The following is a 20,168-nucleotide window of genomic DNA, read 5'->3' on the forward strand; positions in this document are numbered from 1 at the left end:
AAAAAATAAAAAGAGTACTAAGAGTCTAATTCAATAGGGTTAACTAAATAAGCGCCCTTAAAACAGACGCTTATTTAGTAGTATAGGTTTTAAGTAGCACTCACGGGACCTGTAAGCGGAGTTTGAGCAGGTTTGGCAATTCCATAAACCACTACGACCCCAGAGCCGCCACCCCAGGTAGAATAGGCAGGGTCGGGTTTTGCTTCCATCACTGTTTGAGGGAGGTTCCAGTTATTGGCACACCAAAGGTTTCCGGCTTGGTCAACCACTACATCAGTCAACATTTGGATACTGCCCGAATGAATGGTGTGAATCACCTCTCCTGTAGTAAAATCTTCGGTTCGTCCAGTTGGTGAAGCACCTGCCATAAACGATACACCTCTCCCCATAAAATTGGCAACCCAAACATCATCATTCCCATCAATAGATACTCCCCAAGGAGCGTTTAGTTCCCCATCTCCGTAAGGTGTTAAATTTGATTTATGGGTAATTTTATCAATCGTATCTATAGGCTTAGCATCTGCAGGAATCATAAAAACGGATCCTGTTTTATTCTTACGTCCCACTGTTTGTTGTAGGTGCGGATATCCAAGCGCAAATCCTTCAATAATAGAAACGCCGTCTGTAGTAGTGGTATGAGGGAAGTCTGGACTTGTATTGCAGGCTACCCAACAATTTCCTTTGGAGTCCAAAGCAACTCCACGTCCGCCACCAGCAAGTATAAAGCGTTCTACAGGTCTGTTTTTTTCATTTGGAGCATAACGTACTAGCGATACACCGTTGGTATTACTAATCCATACACGGTTGTTAGCATCTATCGAAGCAGCAAATGGAGCAGAAAGAGATTCATTAAGCTTTTCATTTACAACAACTCTACCTCTGGTAAGGTCTCCCTCAGGAAAATGAAGCATGATGTTAGATGAGGTTCCAACAATCCAAATATCACCATTCGGTGCTACTCCAATACCTTGTAACCCTCCAATTTCATTTAAAGCTTCCGCTATATGTTCTGGAACTTTTTCAACGACTGGTGAACCGTCTTCTAATTTATACACTCCAATAGAACCGTTAAAACTCGTTACCCAGCAAGTACCGTTTTTGGTAACAGCCGTACCCCAACCAGCACCATCAACGCCCATTCCGGTATAACCCGTTACAGGTGGAGATAGTAGTTTACCTGTTGAATCCAATTTAACAAGTCCGCCGCCGATACCTTGGTATACACCATTTTGTGCTCCTGGCATCCAGTTTAAACCCGTCCATAAGTTTCCTTCTTTGTCAAGAGACAGTTTTCCAGGAGCACAGATTCCCCCTTGACCAAAACCTAAAATCATAGCGAAATCTTCTGGAGCAAAACTTAGATAAGGTACAAAAGGCGCATTGCGTCGGCTCACAGGAACTTTGCTGTTAGGTTTGGCAGGGAAACCATCTTCTGGTGATGGATAGGCTTTGTCAAAAAGATGAAATAAATCTGTTGGATATAACCAAGGAGATTGGGCGACACCAATCATAGCTTCAGCGGTATTTTGTGGTTTTTTACCGCCTAACGGTGTTGTGTATTTCATGAAGTTTTCCTTCCAGTTGTATCCTTCAATCTCTACCGTACCGTAGGCTGTGATTAAGGCTGCTAATGTATTTAATCGAGCCAGTGTTTCATTTTGTGTAATATTGAAAGGATCCATTAACACCTCTCCATATGATCCTGTTACAGGATTGATAAGGTTAGGAGTGTTTTTAGCGGCAATTCTAATTCCGTGTAAGTTTCCTGACAACTGAAGGCCGTTAAAAAACTGAGCACAGGTAAAAGCAGAAGCCACCGTAGTTAACTCGTTTACAACAACTCCATTTTTTGTAATGTCCTCTTTAAAATTAGGAGAAAGCACAGATAGCAGTACTACTTTAAGGTCAGCTAATTCAGCAGTAATGTAGAGAACAGCATCATTTGATGTTGGAGTTGCTTTTAGGGTAAATTTTCCTTTTGCCTCAGGTGCAATGATATGCTCACCAATTGCATCTTTATTGTTTGCTTCCCACAACTTTACAATTGCAGTAACATCATTAGATTGATTAAACGATACCTCTCCTTTAATAGTGATTTGGTTAGATATAGCCTTAGTTGATTTTAATGTTGTGTCTCCTTTAATAGTGGTTTGATTAGACATAGCTTTAATTTGTTTAGTTAGTTTTAATATTGAGAAAGAATTTTATAGTTGATTCTTTTAAGTAGTAGTTATTACTTAGTAACCGTTGTTGTATATAGTTTTATTTTCTAAATTACTAATAACTAGTTTACATAAGTACTATTGATGTTCTTACACCCTAATAATAGGGTATAAAAGTGCTTTTTTTAAGTATAAAAAATGAAAGTTGTAGTAGGTTAGCTAATCGTGTTTTTTAAATGGTGTTTTAGAAGTTTTGAAGTAGAATTCAAACCCGTTTTATGGGGTTATCTTTAAAGTAGTTTCGGTACCTGAGTTGGTTAATTTAATAGTAGCCCAACTAGCTTTAGATGGAGTTTCGGTTGGATACCAATTACGATTGGTTTTTACGATAACCAGCAATCCATTATCGTCACCAACAACAGTGAACGTTTCATTATTGTGATTTTTTTCGAATAAATGCAGTCCATAGGTGTCAACTAGATGTTTTCCATACACATCAGGCTGATCTTTAACAATTCCAAATTCACTGATATTTAAAATTTGACTACTATTGAACTGATCTGTAGCGGGATTGTCTAAATCGTGTCGAGCAATAAATTCTAAGATATTTCCATCAATATCAAAAAAGTATACTGAATTGGCATTCCAATTCTCGAAATTAGTAATCAGTACCTCATTATCTTTTTTTACGAATTCAAATTTGTTTGTTGACCATTCAATTGCTTCCTGTAATTTGTTTTCGGGGATATTAAAAGCCAAATGATAAGCGGGTGAAGGGGTTTCAGAATCTTCTATAAATTTTAAAAGGGAAGTACCAATTTTGATATGTATCAATTTGTCGTCAACCTTTGTGGTTGGGAGCTCCAATACATTTTTATAAAATTCCTTAATAGGTTTTATATCAGTTGTTTTTATTTCAATTTCGTTTAGCGTCATCTCGGTAGTTTTAAAACTTAGAAGAATGTAGGTGTATCTAAATTTACTAAAAAAACACGTCAATTATGGTACCAACTACCTAGTTATTCAATGGCTTTTTATAGTTTTTGATTTTTAGTTAGGCTAGCACAAGGATTACCTTATTTCTATGTAAAACTTAAACGGTTAAAATAAAATCGATAATGTTTTCAACGTGGATTTTTGTTGTGTCAAATACAGGGAAGTCGAAATCGTTTTGTCCAATTAGCATAGGAATTTCGGTACAACCTAAAATGATTCCTTCTGCACCTCGGTCCATTAACTCGTTTGCGTATCGTATAAATTTTAGCTTCGATTCTTTATTTACAATTCCTTTTCCAAGTTCATTTTTTAAAATGTGCTGTATCTCTTCAATATCTTTTTTTTCTAATGGAATAAGGGGCTCGATATTACTTTCTTTTAGTTTGTCTTTGTAAAAGTCCATTTCCATTGTAAATTTTGTACCTAATAATCCTACTTTACGAAGCTTTTCTTTTTTTATAGCTTTAGCTGTCGCTTCAGCAATATGAATAATTGGAATATCGATTTTTGATTGAATTTCATCCGCAAATAAGTGTGCTGTGTTGGCGCTTAAAACTATAGCGTCTACATTACTAGCAACTAAATTTGTACAAGCATTATAAATTAGGTCAAAAGAATTTAACCATCCTTTGTCTTGAATATCTGAAAAATTCAATGAATAAATTAAACATTCGGCAGAATTTAAACCTCCTAATCTTTGGTTTATTCCTTCATTTATATACTTGTAGTAATCTAAAGTTGAGGTCCAGCTAATACCACCTACCAATCCAATCTTTTTCATTTGATATCAATTTTTAACTTGTCGTTATATGAGTTGTTTACTTAACCTAGTTGAACAAATGAACTATTGTAATAAAATAAATAAGGACTTTATTTAGTGCAATCTATTTTGGTTAATGGCATGGTTGAGGTATAACTAATGTTAGTTTTATCTTTAAATGCATTTCCCGTTTCGTTTAATTCACCAAACCCTTCAATTAACTGATTGTCTTTTACCATAAAAGCCACTTCTCTAGTACTTTCTGTTCCTTCAGAAGAAAAGGTATAAGTACCAATCAATTTATCTTCATTTAATTCACCTATAAATGTTCCTGTATTGCTATCTTTTTCAGCTAATGCGTATGTAATGTTCCCTTTAATGGTATTATCAATCTCGATAATTTCGAGTGAAATTTGATTCCCATCTTTACTGTATTCGTAGCATCCTACTTGTAATAACGTAGTAGGAGTTTCAACCACAACCTCTTTTGATTCTTGGAGTGTATCATTTTTTGATTCTTTCTTTTTACAGCTTATAGCTACTGTTGTTACTAAGAAGAGTACTAAGATTTTTTTCATTTTTATAGCGTAAAATTGATTAGTCTACTTTTTTAAATACCAATAGGGTTTTATCAGGGTTAGAAAGTGTTAATCGGTTATTACCAATTGTATAAGAAATAGTACTTGCTAATGCTTTTGTAAACTCTTGTTCTTTTTCATTACCAGTAGCACATAACATTTCTGTTGAAATGATATTGGTAAATCGAATTTTGTTTCTTTCAGAAAAAAGTTCCCCTCTAACGCTGTTGCATCCTGAAGTTCCCATAAAGGTGTTTTCACCAGTATTTATTTCTATATAAGGAAGTTCTTTGCCAAAATCTTCTTTGCTAACCTTGGTGCCATTTAACTCTTCTAAAGCCCATATGTCATGCAGTCGGTAATTGGTAATGTATTGACCACATCCTTCTAAGGTCGTAAATTCTTTATCCTTACCTTTTTTATATTTAAGGGTTACCGAGTACGGAAACGATTTACCCGACATGGCATTGATGCACTCCATTTGAATAACTTCAATCCTAATTGCAGCTAATTCGGTATGTATAGTATACATTTTTACATTGTTGTCTTGCGCGTAAATTGGTTCTGTATGTGGTGTTAAAATAGAATCGGTGGGTGTTTTAAACTTGATCATTTTGTCTGAGATGGTCACAGTCCAAAAAGGTTCAACCCCATGACCTTTAAAATAATCATCAGTTATAAGTTGTTTGTTAACCGAAGATTTTACTTGAGTTACAGAATCGATAGTAACAGTATTTTCTGGGGAATTACTTTTTTCTTTTTTGTTTGAACACGATGCTACTACTAAACATAAGCTTAGTAACAGAGGTATGAAATTTTTCATGTTATTCAGTTTTTTTAAAGCGCATCATTGATACATCATTAATCAATAAGTTTAGTTTACCTTCTGTATCAATATTGAATCTGTTAACTTTTTTTATTGTGTATAGAAATACTTGCTCTCCTTGTCCGCAAAACATCATGGTTGTAGAAATAGGGTCACTAAAAGAAATTGCTTTACCATCTAATGTATACGATGCCGAATATCCATTACAGCTATTATTTCCTTCGACTTTTTGACTGTCTTTATTAAATGAAATTTGTGGTTTTCTATCTGGATACAATCCTTGAAAAGCAATTCGAGGACCTGAAATGTACTCTAATTCCCATTTAGATCCGTAAAGTTGCTTGCTATTCATGTTTTTTAATGAAGAACAAGAAAAAGAAATCATAGCAAATGCAAATAGTGTTATAAAGACATTTTTTTTCATTTAAGGTTTTGTTTATCGGGTGATTTAAAGATACTGTTTTATTTTTAAAACGATAAACAACCTCTCTTTAATACATTGAATAGCCCACAAAATAATTGATATCAATTATTTTGTGGGCTATTCTAACTTAGAAAAGCTCTTATTTTACTTTAAAACTGTAAATTCTATACTAGAATCGGTAAATACCGAATGTGTTTGTGTTTTAAAATCTTTTTCGTCTGCTTTGTAAATATTGTCTACATAGGTTTGTGGATTCAAATCTATTAATGGGAACCAAGTACTTTGCACCTGTATTTGTACTTTGTGTCCTTTTTTAAAGGTATGGAAAACATCTTGTAATTTAATATTTACAGTAGTTTTCTTATTAGGAGTAAAAGGTTCAGGATTCGAAAAACTATTTCTAAAACGCCCACGCATTACCTCACTACGCACCATTAAATGATAGTTGCTCAATTTTAAATGCGTTTGCATTTCGTCATTGTCGTTTTTTAAATCGGCAGGATGTACATCAATAATTTTGACAATCCAATCGGCAGCAGTACCTGTTGTAGCTATTTGTAATTTAGCTAAAATATCTCCAGCAAGCGTAAAATCTTCTGTTAAAGCATCGGTTTCAAAAACCAATACATCAGGTCTTCGAGCCGCAAAACGTTGATCGTCGGTCATATATTTACGAGGTGTAAATACGGTTTTAATATCTTCTGAATAAGGTACAGGGTGTTTAATGTCACTGATAAAATTTATTTTCTCGTTTCCTTTTTGAGTTGCTGTTAACTCTTGGTTTTCTGATAAGAAAAATGTTTGTTTTTGAGCATTTTCTGGAGGCCATACATCATACGATTTCCATGCTTTTTTTCCAGTGTCAAAAACATACGCTTCAGGTAAACCAGAGTTTTTAGTACCATCTCCTTTTAAAAAGTGATTAAAGAATTTGGTTTCAATATCTCTTTGGAATTTTAAAGAAATCGAATCACCAAAATAGTAGTTTCCTACAGAGTTAGCTACTTTGTTTCTTGACCATCCACCGTGATCCCAAGGTCCAAAAACTAAAGTATTGTAATTATTAGGTTGATTCTTTTCGATGTTTTTATAAGTAGCTAAAGGACCGTATAAGTCTTCCGCATCAAACCATCCACCAACTACCATGGTAGCTACACTAGAAGGAACTTTATCTAAATGTTGAACAAGCCCTTTGCTTTGCCATACAGCATCGTAGTTTGGATGCTCCACCATTTCTTTCCAAAAGAAATCATCAATACGCTCTTTGCTATCTACTGTTTTAGTATCTAATTTATCGTATTGAAAATATTCATTCAGGTTTTTTAACGGACCTTTATCTAAAAAGAACTGATATTGATCTTGTGTTTTCATATCAGGAAACGAATACCAAGCAGAATCTGTAGGTTGATCTTTATAGGTTCCAAATAAAGAAATGGCTTTAAAATAGCTTAATAAAAAAGCTCCATTATGATGAAAATCATCAAAAAAGAAATCAGCAATACAAGCCTGTGGTGAAGCAGCTTTTAACGCAGGATGCGCATCAATGGTAGAAACAGTTGTGTAATGACCTGGATATGAAATTCCCCAAGTACCTACCTTACCATTATTGTTAGGAACGTTTTTAACTAACCAATCAATTGTATCGTAAGTATCACTGGTTTCATCGGTTTGCTTTCCTGTTTTATTCGGAATATAAGCACGCATGTTGTCATATACACCTTCACTCATCCAGCGCCCACGAACATCTTCATACACAATAATGTTTCCTTCTTTCATTAAAACTGGATTAGGACCAATCTTTTCTTTGAATTCATTTTCTCCGTAGGGTTGACAACTGTAGGGGGTACGTTGTAATAATATAGGATACGTTTTACTAGTATCTTTAGGAGAGTAGATGGTTGCGTGAAGTTTTACACCATCTCTCATTGTAATTTTTACTTCTTTTTTTGTGTAGTTGTCTTTAACATAGGTGTCTTCAAGTGTTTCAGCCTTTTTATCGGTCGTTTTTTTTGTGCAGCTCACAGTTATAAATAGCAATAACACTGCAAGTCTGAAAAGATTTTTCATAATGTGTTTGATTTAGGGTAAATATAAAAAATAGTAGGAATTATTTTTTAATGCATTATAAATTATCAACGTAGTTAATTAGTAATAGAAAAATTCATGCATTTACTTCAATTTTTTCTACAGAGAAGTATATCAATTATATAAACTAATTGATAATTAACGTACCTTTGCGACGGCATGAGAATAAGACGAGTTTCAGATTGGTTACCTACTACAAATAAGGAGGTTAAGTTACGTGGATGGGATGAATTAGATGTAATTCTATTCAGTGGAGATGCATATGTAGATCATCCATCATTTGGACCTGCAGTAATTGGTCGTATTTTAGAGAGTTACGGCTTACGAGTGGCTATTGTACCACAACCTAGTGTACATGATAATTTGCAAGATTTTGAGAAGTTAGGAACTCCTCGTTTGTTTTTTGCGGTTACAGGAGGTTGTATGGATCCGATGGTAAGTAATTATACAGCAAGTAAACGCCGTAGAGATAAAGATGCCTATACTCCTAATGGAGATAAAGGGTTCAGACCTGATTATGCTACTTCGGTATATTCTAAAATTTTAAAAGAAAAGTTTCCTGATGTTCCTGTATTAATTGGAGGAATTGAAGCTTCACTTCGTAGGGTAACTCATTACGATTACTGGTCAGATAAACTGTTGCCAACTATTTTGGAAACTTCAAAAGCTGATATGTTGGTATACGGAATGGGAGAACAACCACTACGCGAAATCGTAGAGTTGCTACAAAAGGGAGTTCCGTTTTCGAGTTTAAAAACGATTAAGCAAACGGCAGTTTTATTAGGGGAAGGAGAAAGTGTTCCTAAGAATAAGAACTGGGAGGATATTGAAATTAGTTCGCATGAAACTTGTTTAAAGGATAAAAAAGCCTATGCTTCTAACTTTAAAGTGATAGAGCAGGAATCGAATAAATTATATGCACGTCGTATTTTTCAACAAGTAGGAAATAGAAAGTTGATGATCAATCCGCCATTTCCTACCATGACGGAAGAAGAGATTGATGCGTCGTTTGATTTACCATATACACGATTACCACACCCAAAATATAACAAGCGTGGACCAATTCCTGCGTTTGAAATGATTAAATTTTCTATCAACATTCACCGTGGTTGTTTTGGAGGTTGTAGCTTTTGTACTATTTCTGCACACCAAGGGAAGTTTATTGCTAGCCGAAGCCAAGAATCTGTTTTAAGAGAAGTAGATCAAGTTGCGCAGATGGATGATTTTAAAGGGTATTTATCTGATATTGGAGGTCCTTCGGCAAATATGTACAAGATGCAAGGAAAAGTACAGGCAATTTGCGATAAATGTGTAGCTCCATCGTGTATTTCACCTGTAATTTGTAGTAATTTAGATACTTCGCATAAGCCGTTAACCAAGTTATATCAGGCTGTTGATGCACATCCAAAAGTAAAAAAATCATTTATTGGTAGTGGAATTCGACATGATATGTTGGTGCCTGAGTTCAATAAGAATGCTGATCCTAAAGAGTTAGATGCATATACGGAGGAGGTAATGACAAAGCATGTTTCTGGTCGATTAAAAGTAGCACCTGAACACACCTCTGATCCAGTATTAAAATTGATGCGTAAACCATCTTTTAAATATTTTCATTTATTTAAAGATAGGTTTGATCGTATCAATGTCAAAAAGAAATTAAAGCTTCAACTAATACCGTATTTCATTTCGAGTCACCCAGCTTGTGAGGCGGAAGACATGGCAAACTTAGCTGCTGAAACCAAAGATATGGGCTTTCAGTTAGAACAAGTGCAAGGGTTTACACCAACACCTATGACAGTGGCTACGGTAATTTATTATAGCGGTTATCATCCGTATACCTTAAAAGAGGTAAAAACTCCAAAGACTAAAAAGGAGAAGGAAGATCAGCACAAGTTTTTCTTTTGGTATAAAAAAGAAAATAAGCAATGGATTAAGGATACGCTAACCAAAGTTGGTCGTACTGATTTGTTGAAAAAGTTATTACCAGAAGATACTTCGTGGCGTAAAAATAAGCCAGGACAAACAAAGAACACTTTCAATGATACTGTAACTTATAAAGAAAAGCCATCAAGAAGGAAGAACAAAGGTTTTAAAAAGAAAAGAAGATAATTCTGAGATATAATACAAATAAAAAATCCGCAATAAAGCGGATTTTTTTTATGCTTCGTTTTCTAAGCGATTTCTTTTCATTTCAAAAGCTTCTGTCGCTTGTTTGATAATATTTAGTGTATCAGAAGCTCTGATCATCACTTTTTCTAATTCTTTATCAAGATCTTTAGATTGGATGTCAAATAATTGAACTTCAACAACCCCGATTTTTTCAATTAAACTTTTTTGGGTGTTTTTAATATCTTCCATTTTGACCAAAACCGCATTCATGGTATTGAGCCTTTTTTGTTCTTGATCTGTCATAAGTTTCTTTTTTGAATTTCTATTAAGATATGAAAAAATCAAGAGTTAAGCAAATTGGTTGTTTTGTAAGGTGTTGATATTTAGGTTTTTTGTAGCGAAAAATAAAAAGCAGGAGTTAAATCCTGCTTTTATGTATTACTCAGAAAGTTCTAATACACTGTTTTTTACGCGAAGTCTTATTTCACTAAGTTTGTCATCTATCAATAACTTTCCGTCTCTAAAGACTTCTTTTAGCTCACCTTCTTGTTCTTCAGCCCAACTTACTTGATCATGTAAGTTGTATTCTCCGTCTTCTAAAGTAATTTTTAATAATCCTTTGGCAGATTTTTTGGTTCCATCATCAGTAATAGGATCTTTAAAAATTTCTCTTCCTTCTCCATCTACTTCTCCATAGGTAGCTTTCATAGCAAACCCAAAGGTATCTCTGGTATTGTATTGATATGTGAAAGAGCCAATTCCTAAAACAACATTGGTTGATGCAAATCCTTTTTGTTTTAAGCGTTCACAAATTTGTGTGGCTCTTTCAAGGGTAATACTATCCCCATAAATAGCTCCGATATGACTGTCTAATTCTTTATAGCCTTTTTCATTGGTTGTCCCTCCAAAAACTTCCCAAAGTAATTGTATAACACCTTTTTGTTCTTCCTCGGTTTTTCCGTTTGGATTTCCGCAAATAATATCAACTGGGTCACCACTATCTGGTCTAACTACTACTTTACCGTCTCTAGCTAATACTTCTTCTTTTAAGTTTGGTAAATATTCGGTAAGTACTTTCCATAAATCCCAAGTATCTGAAACAATTGAAACGATGCCTTTTGGATATATTTCAGTAATTAATCTTTTAAAAGTTTCTTCTTCACCAGTGTTGGTTCCCATACACATAACAGAGTGTTCAGTCGCAGCAACAGAACCCCCAATTAATTCGTTGTCAGAATCTGCATTGTAATATTTTTCTAAAAAGTCTACTGCAGGAATGGTATCTGTCCCAGTAAAACTCAATAAGTGACCAGCGGCACTCATTTCTGCGGCTTCTAAACCAGCCATTCCTCTCATAGAAAAGTCGTGTCCTTGCCAATCTACTAATTCAGGGATAGATGAGGTTTCTTGCGCATATTTGTCTAATATTTTTCTGTATTGTTTTGCGATGGTTGCAGAATTACATGGTAACCAAACTGTAGTAGATAATAAGGTTTCAAAATAGTTGGTTAGCCAAAAGAATTCTGGCAATGTATTGTACATGGTAAACATTGGTACTCTGACAGGAACTTCTGCGCCTTCAGGTAATGCTTTAAAAGACATAGGAATGTATCCTAAATCGTGTAAATCAGCAATATGTTCAATACCTACAGAATTTTCACCTAAATAATTATTAATTCTTCTACTGTACTGTTTGCAAATTTCTTCTTTTGGTTTGTTAAAGAAGTTGGTTTGAAATTCTTCAATGATATATTTTTTAATGAAGTATTGCAGTCCGAAAAAGACTACTTTTTCAACTCCTTGAATTCTGCTTTTTCTTGGTGTCCAGTTTGAATATACTAAAGTAGTATTGTTAGGGTATTGTCTTCTGTGGTCTACTTTATAACCGTCTGTATATAATAATGGATTCATAACTTGTTATTTTTATTTGTGTCAAAATTACGCAAATTAAATTATAAATGAAACTTTTCTTATTTTTTATTTCTACCTTTTTCGTTAGGATATAAACTTTTTACTTGATCACTTTGCCAGAACTCTTTGCTGTCAATATTCATAATTGTTAAACAGCCTGTAAATGCTGCACCAGTATCAATATTCCATAAGTTTAACATATTTATAGGGGTAGTTGAATTATAGCGTATTGTGGGGGTGTGACCAATATATATTTCTGAATAGTGTATAAACCTCTCAGGATATAATTTTGATTTTTTAGGTAAATTTTTATCAGTAGCTAGAGCTGTTTCCCATAAAGTTCTATCGAAATAATAATTAAGTTTAAATGTTTCTTTTTCTACTCCATGCATAGAGGTAAAACCAGCATGGATAAACAAACGATTTTTGTTATCAATATAATAAGGTTTCATTTGTTGAAAAAAGGCTAAATGTTCTTGTTTTTCTTTTTCTGAATAAGATTCATAACTTTTTTTAGTTTCTTCACCTCCATTTGTTAGCCATACAGTTTCACCATTACCTGTTTTTAACCAATCCTCGCACCATAAATCATGATTTCCTTTAATGAAGATGCATTGGTGTTTTTTATTTAATTCGATTAAAAAGTCAATAACTTGAGCTGATTCGCTCCAACCATCTACATAATCGCCAAGAAAAATGAGTGTGTCTCTAAGGGTAATTTGTGCTTTTTTTAAAACTTGCGGAATAGCTTTTAGCCCTCCATGAATATCTCCAATAACAAATGTTCTCATAATTATAAATCTTCAAATTTGATAAATTGAGTAGGAACAAGATTAGTTAACCAAACTCCATTTTCTGATAAAAAGAATTTAAATCCTTTTTTATGCATATGATCTGATTGCACAGTCAAGATTATAGGTTTACCTCTTCTGCTACCTACTTTTTTTGCAGTTTCTAAATCGGAACTAAGATGAACATGTTGTCTGCTCATTTTTTGCAATCCGTTTTCTTTTATTGAAGGAATAAATTTAGCAACCGTTCCATGGTATAAAAAAGGAGGAGGGGTCTTTGTTTCAGTTACTATTGTAACATTTTTTAAAGAATGTCCTTGATTGGCTCTTATTTTAGTTTTATCCTCATTGAATGTAAACCGTTGTTTATCGTTTGTTCTTACAACAAAGTCCAATTCTTCTTTTGTAAAAGAAATATTATTACTGTTTGACTTTTTAATAAGTTCATCTACTGAAGCCCATCCATGTGTATCTAAGGTCAATCCAATTTTTTCTGGTTGATGCCTTAAAATGAGACTTAAAAACTTACTTGTTCTTTTAAGGTCTTTTTCATTCATATTTTTTAAATTTTTATCAAAAATCATAAACTGTAGTGGAAATAGAATTTTCAATGAGCTCTTTTATTATTAAAGGTTCTATTTTATCCCACGTTCCACCAGCTAATCCACAGCCAATTCTTGGCATATGAACGGATGCGTTTAATTCTTTTGCTTTATTATGTACTTTTTGTAATCCTTGTTGAATAGCTTCATAACGAATAGGTGGATTACCATTCTCATCTTTTCGGATTTTGTGTTGTCCTATAAGATTTGCAACCCATAAATCTTCTTCAACTTGTATAAATTGAACTTCACCTAAATTAAAATTTTCTTGAGTTACATACCAGTTACGATATGCTTTTTCTGGAGCTTTCCATCTTTTAGAAACAGCCATTACAAAACCTTTACCCCAGCCACCAATATCATTACAAACATGAACAATAATTTTATTACCATCTTGCTTTGGTTGAGTTGCATCTCCTTTTATATATTTAACATCATTCATAATTAATAGTTTTATTTCTTATAACAATTTTTTGTTTAGTCTTTATAGCAATTTTCCCAATTCAATTTGTATACAATTCTTGTTTTCAGTAGTTTTAAAACTATCTGTAGTGAAAATTTTATTAAAATGTTTTTCAAGCTCTTCGAAACCTTTACTAAATATTCCATGACTTACTACTAAATATAGATTGCCAGCATTTTTAGCTTTTAGTTCTTTAGCTAGTCCTAAAAAGGTACCTCCTCCATCGCAAATATCATCTACAATCAAACAATCTTTTCCTTGTAAGTCGTCAGTATATACTTTAAAACCTGTTAGTTGACCAGTTTTTACGTTTCTGCTTTTTGAGCATTCGACTACTTCATAATTTTGAAGATGCGCAGCAACTTTATAAATCTTTTTTAGAGCGCCACCATCAGGAGAAATTAATACCAAACTTTCTGAAAGCTGTTGTGTTATTAACTCTATGAATTTGTGATTATCGATAACCTTACAATTGTTTAATAGAGCAGGAGTAACTTCAGAGTGTGGATCAAAAATGGTTACTGAATCATAATTCTGTGCATTTATAATATCTGCATATACCTTTACAGATAAAGGTTCACCCGATACCATCAATCTGTCTTGACGAGCAGCCGGAAAATAGGGAAGAACTACCTGTAACTTTTGAATCCCCATATTTTTTAAGGCATTAGAAGCTAATAACAAAGTACCCATATCGTTAAATGATTGAATACGATGTGTAATCGTTACTTCTGCTACATTTTCAAGATTAGAAATGATTTTAATATGTGGTTCCCCTCCTGAAAAAGTGAAGAAATTATAATCTATACTGTTTTCTGTTCCGTAAGGAGTAAAGTTTTTATCTAAGTTTAAAATCATATTGCGTAATTTTTACACAAAAATACTATGATTTCTTAAAAGAAAAAATGTTTTAGTGTTTTTTTTACGCAAACTTAATTTCAAAGTGGAACCCTTCTTTTTCTAATTCTTTGTATTTTTTAGTATTGAATTTAAAAAGTTTAGCAGGTCTACCACTAGAAGGTTGGTGTATTTTGTCTGTTTCGGTAAGTATTCCGAAGCCCATAATTTTTTTTCTGAAATTACGGCGATCAATTTTTTTATCAAGAATTGTTTGATATAAGTTTTCTAAGTCAGAAAAAGGGAATTCTTGATTAAGTAGTTCGAATCCAATTGGTTGGTAGTTTATCTTACTTTGTAGTCTTTTTAAAGCAGTGGTTAAAATAAGATTATGATCGAATGCTAACTTTGGAAGTTTGTGAATAGAAAACCATTGAACTTCATCTGCATCGGTATCAGCACTAATTTTAAAATGCTTAGGACTTACTAAGCCAAAATAGGTAACAGAAATAACTCTATTTCTAGGGTCTCTTTTAGGTGAACCAAACGTGTACAACTGTTCAAGATAATCAATAGTAACCCCAGTTTCCTCTAATAACTCTCTTTGCACAGCTTCCTCTAATGATTCGTTTTCCAAAACTAATCCGCCAGGTAGCGCCCAGATTCCTTTAAAAGGTTCAATACCTCTTTTTATTAATAGGACAGAGAGTTCTTTTTGTTGGTAACCAAAAACAACAGCATCTACAGCAACTTTTATATTTTGTGATATCTTCATTTAGTGTTGAATTTACACAAAATTACGAAAGTTTTAAAAAACTATGGATTCTTATTTTTAAACTTGGATGTTAGTTTATGTAAAGGTGTCTTTTTATGGTCTTTTTGAAGTGTAAATTGTACAATTTTGGCTGTAAAGGTTACAAAAGTTCCTATGGATAAAAAAGTATAAATAATGGTGAAAAGTTTACTAATGTTATGAGTAGGGACAAAATCTCCGTACCCTACAGTAGCCATTGTCATTACAGAAAAATATAAGGAATCGATAACAGCCCATTGTTCAAATCTGGTATAAAATACAGTAGCACTGGTGAGTAATAAAACGAGGAAAAAAGATAAGAATCTAAATTCAGGATCTTTCTTAATCCCTATAATCACAAGTTTAACAAACCGATAAAAGTTAATGAAAAAGGATATCATAGTTTAAAGCAAAAAATATTAAGAGTTTTAATATATAATTTATTTACAAACCTTACAATCCTCTTTCTCCTGAATTTCACCTACTAATTTCCCTTCTTCGTTTAAAACAAATCCACAGCAATCCATAAAACCTCGTGCTATCAGTTTACGGGCACGTTGAATTTGTGATTTGGTCGTGGGCAAATTTTGATTTAGTTGATTAGCAACTTCCTGTTGTTTTAGTCCTTTGATATCTGAAAGGAAAAGAGGGTCTCGGTATTTTTTTGGCAAGCTTTGTAAGATTCCACGTAGACAATCTTTTTCAGTATGGGAATGTTCTTCTAATTCTGTTTGTACTTCAAAACTTGCAAGCTCAACTGTTTGATTGGTATTTTTAAAATAGTCCATCACAGTGTTACGAGCAATCGAAAAAATCCACGGTTTTAGTTTAGTGATGTCTTTTAGTGTATGGAGTTTTGTATGAACTTTTATAAATGTTTCTTGTAAAAGATCATCAGTCACAGTAATATCCTTCACTTTACTTAAAATAAAGTGTTTTATATCATCCGCATATTTTGTCCAAACTTGTTGTGTTGTCATCCTATAAATTTACAAAAAATGTCACTCTGTGTAAAATGATAGTTGTGGTTTTCATTTTATTCAGAATGACAAAATATTAAGAGTTTGATTTAATTAACAGTTACAATTGCTACATGTGCAGTTTTCACAAGTGCAATTAGAACAGTCTCCTGTTTTACATCCTTCACAGGTGCAAGTACATTGATTATTATTTTTCATGATGTGTATTTTTTAAGTTCATATAGTAGACATGAAAAAGCGAAAAAAGATGCATTTATTTTGTAAAATATTTTTGAAGCATGTTCTAAATGAAAAAAGACACTTAAAAGCTGTTGCTCTCAAGTGTCTTTTAAACTGATGGTATCTAGTTATAAAGTTTTCTTGTTAGTTTACTTTTTTACCATTTACATAGGTAGCTAACACTTTTGTTTTTGGTATTTCTTTTCCATCAACAGTCATAATGTCTTTATCAAGGATAATGAAATCGGCTAGTTTACCAACTTCGATACTTCCTTTTTCATTTTCTTCAAAATTAGCATAGGCATTCCAAATGGTCATTCCTTTTAAAGCATCTTCTCTTGATAGAGCGTTGTTCATTTGGTATCCATTTTCTGGATAACCTTTTAAATCTTTTCTAATAGTAGCTGCATAAAAAGTATATATTGGACTTACATGTTCGATAGGGAAATCGGTTCCTAAAGCAACTTTTCCATATTCTTTTAATAAATCGTTGTATGCATAGGCACCTTTTATTCTCTCAGAACCTACACGGTCTTCTGCCCAATACATATCAGAAGTGGCATGTGTTGGTTGTATAGAAGGAAGTACGTTTTTGAATAAATCGAAATCTTTTACATCAACAATTTGAGCATGTTCAATACGCCAGCGTCTATCGTTTTTGTTTTTTAATACTTCATTGTAGGTTTTCAACATTACATAGTTGGCAGAATCACCAATAGCATGGGTATTCATTTGATACTCTGAATCTGCAATTCTTTTAGCTACTTTTTGCAAGTTTTCATACGAGTTTACCAAAGCTCCAAAATGTCCTTTCTTGTCAGAGTATTCATCTTTAAGGGCAGCTCCTCGTGAACCTAAAGCGCCATCGGCATACACTTTTACAGAGCGAACATTTAATCTATCCGTTTTTACAATGCCTTTGTTGAGGTAATAATCAAGATTTGCTGGATAGTTTGAAATCATAGCGTACACTCGCATTTTTAAATCACCTGATTGCTGTAAGCTGTCAATTAATTCAATAACCTCTTTGTCCAATCCTGCATCGTCAACAGTGGTTAATCCTAGATTGAAACAGATTTTTTCTGCATCTTTTAAAGCTTGAATTTGTGCTTGTTTAGAAGGTTTAGGAATGTTGACAAAGTTCATCGCATTATCAATAATTACCCCTGTTAATTTTCCATCTTTTTTAATAAACTCACCACCCTCAATCTTTGAGTCAAGAGTAATTCCAGCTAAATCTATAGCTGTTTGATTTACCAACATTGCATGACCATCTATTCGTGTAATTGCTACAGGAATACTAGGGAAAATACTATCTAATTTTTCTTTGGTAGGAAATTCTTTGATTTCCCAATCGTTTTGATCCCAACCACGACCTGTGATGTAGCTTGTGTTTTTTTCTTTTTGAAAATCAATCAAACGTTGAAGTACATCATCGTAACTTTCTGTACCCACCAAGTCTACTTTTTGCTGTTGTAAACCTAACCCGTAAAAATGACAATGTGTATCTATAAATCCAGGGTATACAGGGTTGTCTTTTGCGTCAATGAGATTCGTAGCTGTATATTTTTCTTGAATTTCTTTGTTGTTCCCTACAGCGATAAATTTTCCACCTTTTATAGCAAAGCTTTCTACTTTATCTGAGTTAGCATTTACCGTGTAAACTTTGGCATTGATAACAATAGCGTCTACTTTTTCTTGAGGTTTGCAAGAAAATAATAGGCTAAAAGCGAGTAGGGGAAGTAGTGTTTTTTTCATGGTAGCATTACATTAAAAGTATAGATGTTCAAATGTATTTAAACTTAAACAAAAAAAGGAAAACTAAAACTAGTTTTCCTTTTATAAAAATACATAAGAAAAAAAGTCCCTATTTACTAACGGCTTTTAAAGCAGCGTCAAAAGCAGGATCAATATAAGTTGTTGTTAGTTCGTCTACTTGTTTTTGTGTAGGGATAGTTTTTACATCTGGAGCAACACCAATAGCTTCAACAACTTTTTCTTCACTGTTTTTAAACGCCATTAAAGGCATGTAAAACTCTAAATAACCATTACTTAATCTATTACCTCCGTTAAATGAATCTTGACCTCCTAAACCAGCAGTACCACCACCACTATTATCTCCAACAATAGTTATATGATCTCCTTGAGATTTAATCATCATAGTACTAATTTCAGACATACTAAAAGAGTTTTCATCAATTAAGACTGCGATAGGAATATTTTGTTGAAGGGCAAATTTGTGAGGTTTTGTTTCTACAGGTGTCCATGGACTGTAGTTGAAACGACCGTTTCCTTCTTTAGTTCTTTGGTATCCCCAAACTTTTTGTTGAGTTATAAATCTTTCAGTGAAAATGCGAGCATCAATTACATATCCACCGCCGTTACCACGTAAATCTAAAATTATTTTTTTTGCATTACCATTGGTTATAGGATTGTATAATTTTTGATAAAGATTAAAATTGTAATTAGAAGTAATAGAGTTTAAGAGTACATCAAATTCATCAGTAAAAGTAAAACCAAAGAAAGAAACGGTACTAGCAAAGCTAGAAACTTTTTGATAAGTTGCTATGCGTTTATTGTAAATTCCGTAAAGTATACTAACAGCTTCTTTTTGTGCTTCAGTAGTACTTGAAGCATTATAATAAGCACCTAATGTAGGTAGCACATTTGCATGTTTTGTTTTGAACTCATTTTTAGCAGCTTGTGTGAAGTTGGCTAAAGGAGTTAAACTGTTTTCAAAATCGTCAATTAACTCAGTGTTTTTAAATTTGTTAAGAGCCTCTATGTAAGTGTTGTACTCGTTAGAGTTAATTATTGTACTTACTAATGTTTTAAAAGAACTTAAGTTTTCTTTCAATAGAGTTTCAAACTCAGTACCAGCTTCGTTATCTAATTTTTTTAAGTCATCAAAATACGATTGATTAATTCCTTCAATATCACTTATGTCTTCTAATAAAGGGAATGCTCCGTCTGTTATAGCAGTTGGGTAAACTTCAAAACCAGTTAACTGAATATACATTGTTTCTGGATCACTTTTTAAGAAACCAGCTAAAATAGGACCTTCTTGAACAATTGTAGTAGGGTCTAGCTTATCATTAGTCATAATGAAGCTTACTTCACTTTTGTCAATTTTTGGGTTTCTTTGATTTCTTCCAAAGCTAACAAAGCCGTCTTCTTTAGTGTATTTGTACTTCATGTTGCTAGAAAAACCAGCTGAGATAGAAGCGCTACGACCAGGTAATTTAACACTTGGTAAAGGGATGGTTACATTTAAACCGAAATGTTGGTCTAAAACTTTTCCAGTAATAATTTCAGCAAAATATTTAAAAGCTAAATTAGCTTCTTTTTCAGCGTCAATAGGATTTGCATCCGCCTTATTAAAAGTTGTTAGTTTTTTAAACTTAGGACTATATTTTTTATATACATTATCCCAACTTTCTTCTTGTTCGTTAAAATAGTTGTAATCGTTATTCATGGTATCCCAAAAAGCATTGAAAAGATCAGAATAATTAGCAACTTCAGTTCTGTTTAACTCTGCTACATCTAAAGAATCTTCTCTACAAGATTGAAGAGTATGTAATGATAGAACTAGTATAAATATTTGTAATAAGTATTTAAGTTTTTTCATAATA

19 protein-coding genes are annotated in these 20,168 nt (G+C 33.1%); 1 reads left to right on the forward strand and 18 read right to left on the reverse strand.

Features of this window, described 5'->3' with window-relative positions; all coding sequences use genetic code 11:
• Positions 1 to 89 precede the first annotated feature (89 nt).
• The 7 genes from ACQY6M_RS08750 to ACQY6M_RS08780 form a co-directional block, all read right to left on the reverse strand.
• Positions 90 to 2,162 (reverse strand): hypothetical protein, encoded by a 2,073-nt coding sequence (locus tag ACQY6M_RS08750; protein WP_428740767.1) that lies wholly within the window; start codon positions 2,160 to 2,162, stop codon positions 90 to 92.
• Between the two features lie 276 nt (positions 2,163 to 2,438).
• Positions 2,439 to 3,098 carry a VOC family protein gene (locus ACQY6M_RS08755; RefSeq protein ID WP_428740768.1) on the reverse strand — a complete coding sequence of 220 codons (660 nt, stop codon included), beginning with the start codon at positions 3,096 to 3,098 and terminating at the stop codon, positions 2,439 to 2,441.
• Between the two features lie 157 nt (positions 3,099 to 3,255).
• Positions 3,256 to 3,939 (reverse strand): aspartate/glutamate racemase family protein, encoded by a 684-nt coding sequence (locus ACQY6M_RS08760; protein WP_428740769.1) that lies wholly within the window; start codon positions 3,937 to 3,939, stop codon positions 3,256 to 3,258.
• 89 nt (positions 3,940 to 4,028) lie between these two features.
• A complete protein-coding gene (locus ACQY6M_RS08765; protein WP_428740770.1) occupies positions 4,029 to 4,496 on the reverse strand; it encodes a hypothetical protein in 468 nt (155 codons plus the stop codon).
• 19 nt (positions 4,497 to 4,515) lie between these two features.
• Positions 4,516 to 5,319, reverse strand: a complete 804-nt coding sequence (locus ACQY6M_RS08770; protein WP_428740771.1) for an META domain-containing protein — start codon at positions 5,317 to 5,319, stop codon at positions 4,516 to 4,518.
• 1 nt (position 5,320) lies between these two features.
• Positions 5,321 to 5,746: an META domain-containing protein gene (locus ACQY6M_RS08775; RefSeq protein ID WP_428740772.1), complete on the reverse strand. Its 426-nt coding sequence runs from the start codon at positions 5,744 to 5,746 to the stop codon at positions 5,321 to 5,323.
• Between the two features lie 144 nt (positions 5,747 to 5,890).
• Complete coding sequence (locus ACQY6M_RS08780) at positions 5,891 to 7,813, reverse strand: CocE/NonD family hydrolase (protein ID WP_428740773.1); 1,923 nt, start codon at positions 7,811 to 7,813, stop codon at positions 5,891 to 5,893.
• A 177-nt stretch (positions 7,814 to 7,990) separates the two neighbouring features.
• On the opposite strand from ACQY6M_RS08780, the gene ACQY6M_RS08785 reads away from it, so the two are divergent.
• Positions 7,991 to 9,940, forward strand: coding sequence for a YgiQ family radical SAM protein (locus ACQY6M_RS08785; protein WP_428740774.1), 1,950 nt, complete (start codon positions 7,991 to 7,993; stop codon positions 9,938 to 9,940).
• Between the two features lie 48 nt (positions 9,941 to 9,988).
• Here the strand turns inward: ACQY6M_RS08785 and ACQY6M_RS08790 are convergent, their stop codons facing one another.
• From ACQY6M_RS08790 to ACQY6M_RS08840, 11 genes are all read right to left on the reverse strand, one after another.
• The gene (locus ACQY6M_RS08790; protein ID WP_428740775.1) at positions 9,989 to 10,243 is read right to left on the reverse strand and encodes a hypothetical protein; all 255 of its coding nucleotides are present in this window, start codon (positions 10,241 to 10,243) and stop codon (positions 9,989 to 9,991) included.
• A 135-nt stretch (positions 10,244 to 10,378) separates the two neighbouring features.
• On the reverse strand, positions 10,379 to 11,851 hold the full coding sequence (locus tag ACQY6M_RS08795; RefSeq protein WP_428740776.1) for a nicotinate phosphoribosyltransferase: 1,473 nt from the start codon (positions 11,849 to 11,851) through the stop codon (positions 10,379 to 10,381).
• Between the two features lie 59 nt (positions 11,852 to 11,910).
• On the reverse strand, positions 11,911 to 12,642 hold the full coding sequence (locus tag ACQY6M_RS08800; RefSeq protein WP_428740777.1) for a metallophosphoesterase: 732 nt from the start codon (positions 12,640 to 12,642) through the stop codon (positions 11,911 to 11,913).
• Between the two features lie 2 nt (positions 12,643 to 12,644).
• Entirely contained in the window at positions 12,645 to 13,199 is a 555-nt protein-coding gene (locus ACQY6M_RS08805) for an RNA 2'-phosphotransferase (protein WP_428740778.1), read from the reverse strand.
• Positions 13,200 to 13,215: 16 nt separating this feature from the next.
• The gene (locus ACQY6M_RS08810) at positions 13,216 to 13,686 is read right to left on the reverse strand and encodes an Appr-1-p processing protein (RefSeq protein WP_428740779.1); all 471 of its coding nucleotides are present in this window, start codon (positions 13,684 to 13,686) and stop codon (positions 13,216 to 13,218) included.
• A 42-nt stretch (positions 13,687 to 13,728) separates the two neighbouring features.
• A complete protein-coding gene (gene prs / locus ACQY6M_RS08815; RefSeq protein ID WP_428740780.1) occupies positions 13,729 to 14,565 on the reverse strand; it encodes a ribose-phosphate diphosphokinase in 837 nt (278 codons plus the stop codon).
• A 64-nt stretch (positions 14,566 to 14,629) separates the two neighbouring features.
• Positions 14,630 to 15,319 carry an NUDIX domain-containing protein gene (locus tag ACQY6M_RS08820; protein ID WP_428740781.1) on the reverse strand — a complete coding sequence of 230 codons (690 nt, stop codon included), beginning with the start codon at positions 15,317 to 15,319 and terminating at the stop codon, positions 14,630 to 14,632.
• Positions 15,320 to 15,360: 41 nt separating this feature from the next.
• Positions 15,361 to 15,738: a potassium channel family protein gene (locus ACQY6M_RS08825; protein ID WP_428744948.1), complete on the reverse strand. Its 378-nt coding sequence runs from the start codon at positions 15,736 to 15,738 to the stop codon at positions 15,361 to 15,363.
• 39 nt (positions 15,739 to 15,777) lie between these two features.
• A complete protein-coding gene (locus ACQY6M_RS08830; protein WP_428740783.1) occupies positions 15,778 to 16,317 on the reverse strand; it encodes a sigma-70 family RNA polymerase sigma factor in 540 nt (179 codons plus the stop codon).
• A 363-nt stretch (positions 16,318 to 16,680) separates the two neighbouring features.
• Complete coding sequence (locus tag ACQY6M_RS08835) at positions 16,681 to 18,294, reverse strand: amidohydrolase (protein ID WP_428740784.1); 1,614 nt, start codon at positions 18,292 to 18,294, stop codon at positions 16,681 to 16,683.
• Positions 18,295 to 18,403: 109 nt separating this feature from the next.
• The gene (locus ACQY6M_RS08840; protein ID WP_428740785.1) at positions 18,404 to 20,164 is read right to left on the reverse strand and encodes a S41 family peptidase; all 1,761 of its coding nucleotides are present in this window, start codon (positions 20,162 to 20,164) and stop codon (positions 18,404 to 18,406) included.
• Between the last annotated feature and the right edge of the window lie 4 nt (positions 20,165 to 20,168).

The sequence above is a fragment of the Tenacibaculum sp. genome, from assembly GCF_050290165.1.
Classification (GTDB): Bacteria; Bacteroidota; Bacteroidia; order Flavobacteriales; family Flavobacteriaceae; genus Polaribacter.